Below are 4293 nucleotides of genomic sequence, written 5' to 3'. Positions count from 1 at the left end.
GCGGACGTGCCGGTGCACCCGGCGGACCCGGTCCACGGCCTCGCGGGCCTCCTCGCCGGTGCCGTAGGTCACCGCGCCGATGAAGGCCGCGGTGCGGTCGAGCCTGCCCCACGGGTCCTCGCGGAAGGCGGAGTGCTGGGAGACCCCGGCCATCGCCAGCGGGTGCAGCGCCTGCAGCAGCAGCGCCCGCAGGCCGCCCAGCAGCATCGCCGGGTCGGCGTGCACCCGCCAGGTGACGGACTCCGGGCCGAACAGGCCCTCGGCGGGTATCCTCGGCCCCTCGGCCGCACGGGTACCGGACATCCGGAACACCTCCCGTCGTCCGGAGCCTGCCCGCCGGTACCGGCCGGCAACCGCAGGGCCGCCGGTGACGGCGGGCCGCCCATCCGCTCCGGGACCGGCTCCGAACCCTTCCCGCGCGCTCCGGCGCGCCGGAACGAGGAGGCGGCGATGGCCGACGAGGACGGTACGGAGTCGGTGTGGGACTACCCGCGTCCGCCGCGGGTGGAACGGGCCGGGCGCCGGGTGACCGTGGAGTTCCACGGCCTGCTGGTGGCCGACACCGGGGACGCGCTGCGGGTGCTGGAGACCAGCCACCCGCCGGTGTTCTACCTGCCGCCGGCGGCGGTGGCGCCCGGGGTGCTGGTGCCGACCCGGCTGCGCAGCTGGTGCGAGTGGAAGGGTGCGGCCGTCTACTGGGACCTCGTCGTCGACGGGGTGCGCAGCGAGAACGCCGCCTGGAGCTACCCCGAGCCCTCGCCCGGCTACGGGGCGATCCGCGACCACCTGGCGTTCTACCCGGCGCGGGTGGACCGCTGCACGGTCGACGGAGAGGTGGTCCTGCCGCAGGAGGGCGGCTTCTACGGGGGCTGGATCACCTCGGCCGTCCGCGGGCCGTTCAAGGGCGGGGCCGGGTCGGGGCACTGGTGAGCGGGGGCGCCGGTGTACGGCGCCCCCGCCCCTGGCCCGAGGCCGGACGGGTCAGTGCTTGAGCGCGTCCTTGGCCTTCTCGCCCGCCTGCTTGGCGTCGGCGGCGGCCTGGTCGATCTTGCCCTTCGCGGTCATGCGCTCGTTGCCGACGGCCTTGCCGGCCGTCTCCGTCGCCTTGCCCTTGGCCTTCTGGGCCATGTTCTCGACCTTGTTCTTGCCGCTCATGACCACTCCCTTCGGGGCCGGCGGGCGTTCCACCGGCGGTCACGGACGGCGTCTGCCCCGTTCCCGCCGTTCCATGCACGGCGTGCTCCGGACCCGCCGTGGTCACTCCGTCGCGCGCAGGAACGCCTCGACGGTGTCCGGCCAGCTCACCTGCCGGTGCTCGTCGCCGGGCCGCACCACCTCGGCGGTGTCGGCGAGGAAGCCGCGCAGTTCGTCGGTGGCGACCTGGACGAGGGCGACGCCGTGCCGGTTGTGGAACTCCAGCTGGGTGAGGCCGCCGTCCACCGGCACCAGCCGGAAGTCGCCGTCCCCGACGGGTCCGGCGAGGCCGGCGGTGAGCAGCTCCCGGGAGACGTACCAGCTGATCGGTTCGCCGCCGGACATCCGTCCGCCGGCCGGCGGGTCGGGGAAGTCCAGCACCACCGCGAACGGGTCGTCGGAGTCGTACCGCAGGACGAGCGGCACGACGCCGGGGACGGGGGCTGGGACGGAGGCTGCACCGGCCTGCGCAATGATCACGGTCGACTCCCTGGGAGGTCCGAAGCGGTCGGCGCCCGTCTGCCCGCGATCGGCCCGGTCATGCGCCCGCGAACGGTGGTGCCGGCGGCCGTCTCACGGGCTCCCGGGCAGCGCCACCTCGGCCCAGACCGCCTTGACTCCCGGGGCCCGCAGCACGCCCCAGGCGGTGCTCAGCCGGCCGACGATGTGCAGGCCGTGCCCGCCGGGGCGGGAGGAGCGGTGCGGGCTGCGCGGCTCGGGCACCCCGTCCCCGGCGTCCAGCACCTCGATCCGCACCGAGCGGTCCGACAGGACGAGCACCAGCTCGCTCGGGCCGCCAGCGTGCAGGCAGGCGTTGGAGACCAGCTCCGACACGATCAGCCGGACGTCCTCGTCCAGCAGCCCGTCGCAGGCCAGGCCCCAGTCCAGGAGCACCTTGGCGGCGAACTCCCGGCCCGTCCGGACCTGTCCGGCGGGCCCGAAGGCGTACCGGCGGCGCTGGCCCAGCACGGGCCCGTCGGCGGTGTGCGAACTGCTGCTCATGTCCTCACCCTGATGGATTTCCGGCACTTCCCTGCGACGCCCCCGGCCGCGGCCCGGCCGCCGGGGCGGCCGGGGACCGGCCTCACCCGGCTGCGCACGCCTCCCCCACCGTCTCGAAGACCCGGAACACCGCGCCGGTGCCGGTCAGCTCGAACAGCCGGCTCAGCTGCGGGCCGGGCTGCGCCAGGACGAGCGAGACCCCCGACTCCTCGGCGTCCAGCCGCAGCCGGAGCAGGAGGTTGAGGCCCGTCGAGTCGCAGAACCCCACCGCGGAGAGGTCGAGGCAGAGCACCCCGGGCGCGGTGGCCGCCAGCAGCCCGCGCAGCGGCTCCTCGACCTCGGCGAGGCCGTCCAGGTCGAGGTCCCCGGTCAGGGAGCAGACCAGCGCCCCGTCCGGACCGGAGGCGGTGCGCAGCGGCGCCCCGGCTCCCTCGGCCCGGCCGGTCGCCGGCCCCGTACCCAGTTCACCGCTGCCCATGTCCTGTGCCCTCCGCCGGCGGCCGTCCGCGGTGCGGCCGCCGTATCGTCACGTCTTCCCTGCCGGTCGGCCCGTCCCGGCCGTCCGCTTCTGGCACCGTACCCGGTGCCGGCCGGGCGGAATCCGGGGGATCCCCCGCTCCGTCGCCGGTCCCCGACGAACGGTCAGATCATCGGGCGGTAGTAGGTGCCGAGGGAGTTCAGGTAGTCGGCGGGCACCTCGTGCTCGCTCACGAACTCCGGCGCGCCCTTGATCTCGTCCTTCGACCGGCCGACCAGGACGGTCCGCTCCTCGTGGTCGATCCGCAGGACGGTGCCCGCCGGCAGCAGCACCTGCCGGCCGAAGATCCACGGGCCGGTGTCCACGACCAGGTAGGCCGCGTCGACCTCGGCGGAGTGCCGGTCGACCTTGCCGATCTTCCCGTCGGTGGCCTGCACCGTGTAGCCGATGATGTCCCGGTCCGCGAGGTCGCCGTTGTCGGGGTGGTGGTTCCACAGCTGTTCGCTCATCGTCTTCTCCTTCGCTCGTCGGTGTCGGTCGGTGTCGGCCTGCCGGAGCCGGTGTTCAGCGCCGGCGCCCGGCGTACACCGGGGAGGCCGCCGCGATCAGCACGGCGGCGACGCCCACCTGCAGCAGGTGCCGCATCCAGTCGATGCCGCCGGTGTGCCGCACGCCCAGGTACGAGGCCAGTGCGTTGCCCAGGACCGCGCCGATCGCGCCGAGCAGCACCGTCAGCCACAGCGGTACGGGCTGACGGCCCGGCAGGACCAGTCTCGCCAGCAGGCCGACCACCAGGCCGGCGACCAGTGCCCAGAGGATCGTCATCGCCGAACCTCTCCCTTCGTCCGTCTCTCGCGTCCCCGGCCGCCGCCCCCTGCTGGGGCCGGTCCGTCCGGCGACGGGGGTCGTCTGCCCCCTTCCGGCGGCTCCATTCCCCCCGGATTCGCCGTACCGGGGGCGGCTCAGTTCCGGCGGGGCGGCCCGGCGGTGGCCGGGCGGCCGCGGCGCCGGGCCCGGGCCGACAGGACGCGGCGCTCGTCCTCGGTCAGCCCGCCCCAGATGCCGTACCGCTCGTCGGCGGCCAGCGCGTACTCCAGGCACTGGCCGCGCACCGGGCAGCGGGTGCAGACCCGCTTGGCCGCGTCCTCCCGCTCCTGGCCGCGCTCGCCGCGCTCGCCGGCCGGGTGGAAGAACAGTGCGGCGTCCTTGCCCCGGCAGGCCGCTCGGCGCTGCCAGGCCCAGCTTCCGGTGTACCGCCGTCCGCGGCGGTCCTCGGTGTCCATCGGTGGTCCTCCCCGGGGCGCGTCACGGCCCCTCGTAGTAGCGGCGTTCCTCGACGACCTCGTCGACGGGGCGGCCGAGCGGCCGGCGCCGGCGCAGCGCGCTCGCGTACACGACGACGCCGAGCAGGCCGGCCGCCATCAGCACCCAGCCGACGGTGTCGAGGTCGACACCCGAGAGGTGCCAGTCCACCGCGAAGGCGAGAATCGCCCCGATCGCGAACAGGATGATGCATCCGCCGATGCCCATGGGTTCTCCTCCGTCGTCGCTGCCGCGGTCCGCCGGGGCGGCGGGCCGGGGCGCGTCTACCCCCGCTCGCCGCCGTCACCCGGGGCCGG

10 protein-coding genes are annotated in these 4293 nt (G+C 75.4%); 1 reads left to right on the top strand and 9 read right to left on the bottom strand.

Annotated elements, in window-relative coordinates:
* The coding region (locus ABZ641_RS27430) for an oxygenase MpaB family protein (RefSeq protein ID WP_359985857.1) at nucleotides 1-303 on the bottom strand (303 nt) is incomplete at its 3' end.
* A gap of 147 nt (nucleotides 304-450) precedes the next feature.
* Between ABZ641_RS27430 and ABZ641_RS27425 the strand changes: the two genes are divergently transcribed.
* On the top strand, nucleotides 451-930 hold the full coding sequence (locus ABZ641_RS27425; RefSeq protein ID WP_359985854.1) for a DUF427 domain-containing protein: 480 nt from the start codon (nucleotides 451-453) through the stop codon (nucleotides 928-930).
* 51 nt (nucleotides 931-981) lie between these two features.
* On the opposite strand, the gene ABZ641_RS27420 is transcribed toward ABZ641_RS27425, so the two are convergent.
* From ABZ641_RS27420 to ABZ641_RS27385, 8 genes are all read right to left on the bottom strand, one after another.
* Nucleotides 982-1155, bottom strand: coding sequence for a CsbD family protein (locus ABZ641_RS27420; RefSeq protein WP_030275074.1), 174 nt, complete (start codon nucleotides 1153-1155; stop codon nucleotides 982-984).
* Between the two features lie 102 nt (nucleotides 1156-1257).
* The gene (locus tag ABZ641_RS27415) at nucleotides 1258-1674 is read right to left on the bottom strand and encodes an SsgA family sporulation/cell division regulator (RefSeq protein WP_344627838.1); all 417 of its coding nucleotides are present in this window, start codon (nucleotides 1672-1674) and stop codon (nucleotides 1258-1260) included.
* A 93-nt stretch (nucleotides 1675-1767) separates the two neighbouring features.
* Entirely contained in the window at nucleotides 1768-2196 is a 429-nt protein-coding gene (locus ABZ641_RS27410; protein WP_344627839.1) for an ATP-binding protein, read from the bottom strand.
* A gap of 82 nt (nucleotides 2197-2278) precedes the next feature.
* Nucleotides 2279-2674, bottom strand: coding sequence for an STAS domain-containing protein (locus ABZ641_RS27405; protein WP_344627840.1), 396 nt, complete (start codon nucleotides 2672-2674; stop codon nucleotides 2279-2281).
* Nucleotides 2675-2838: 164 nt separating this feature from the next.
* Entirely contained in the window at nucleotides 2839-3183 is a 345-nt protein-coding gene (locus ABZ641_RS27400) for a PRC-barrel domain-containing protein (RefSeq protein WP_344627841.1), read from the bottom strand.
* Nucleotides 3184-3238: 55 nt separating this feature from the next.
* The gene (locus tag ABZ641_RS27395) at nucleotides 3239-3499 is read right to left on the bottom strand and encodes a GlsB/YeaQ/YmgE family stress response membrane protein (RefSeq protein ID WP_344627842.1); all 261 of its coding nucleotides are present in this window, start codon (nucleotides 3497-3499) and stop codon (nucleotides 3239-3241) included.
* Between the two features lie 137 nt (nucleotides 3500-3636).
* Complete coding sequence (locus ABZ641_RS27390; RefSeq protein ID WP_344627843.1) at nucleotides 3637-3957, bottom strand: WhiB family transcriptional regulator; 321 nt, start codon at nucleotides 3955-3957, stop codon at nucleotides 3637-3639.
* A 22-nt stretch (nucleotides 3958-3979) separates the two neighbouring features.
* Entirely contained in the window at nucleotides 3980-4204 is a 225-nt protein-coding gene (locus ABZ641_RS27385; protein ID WP_030275090.1) for a DUF6458 family protein, read from the bottom strand.
* Nucleotides 4205-4293 lie beyond the last annotated feature (89 nt).

The sequence above is a fragment of the Kitasatospora sp. NPDC007106 genome (assembly GCF_040634455.1).
GTDB lineage: Bacteria > Actinomycetota > Actinomycetes > Streptomycetales > Streptomycetaceae > Kitasatospora > Kitasatospora arboriphila.
The sequence above is the reverse complement of the archived record's forward strand: the minus strand, read 5'-3'. Positions and strand labels throughout refer to the sequence as shown.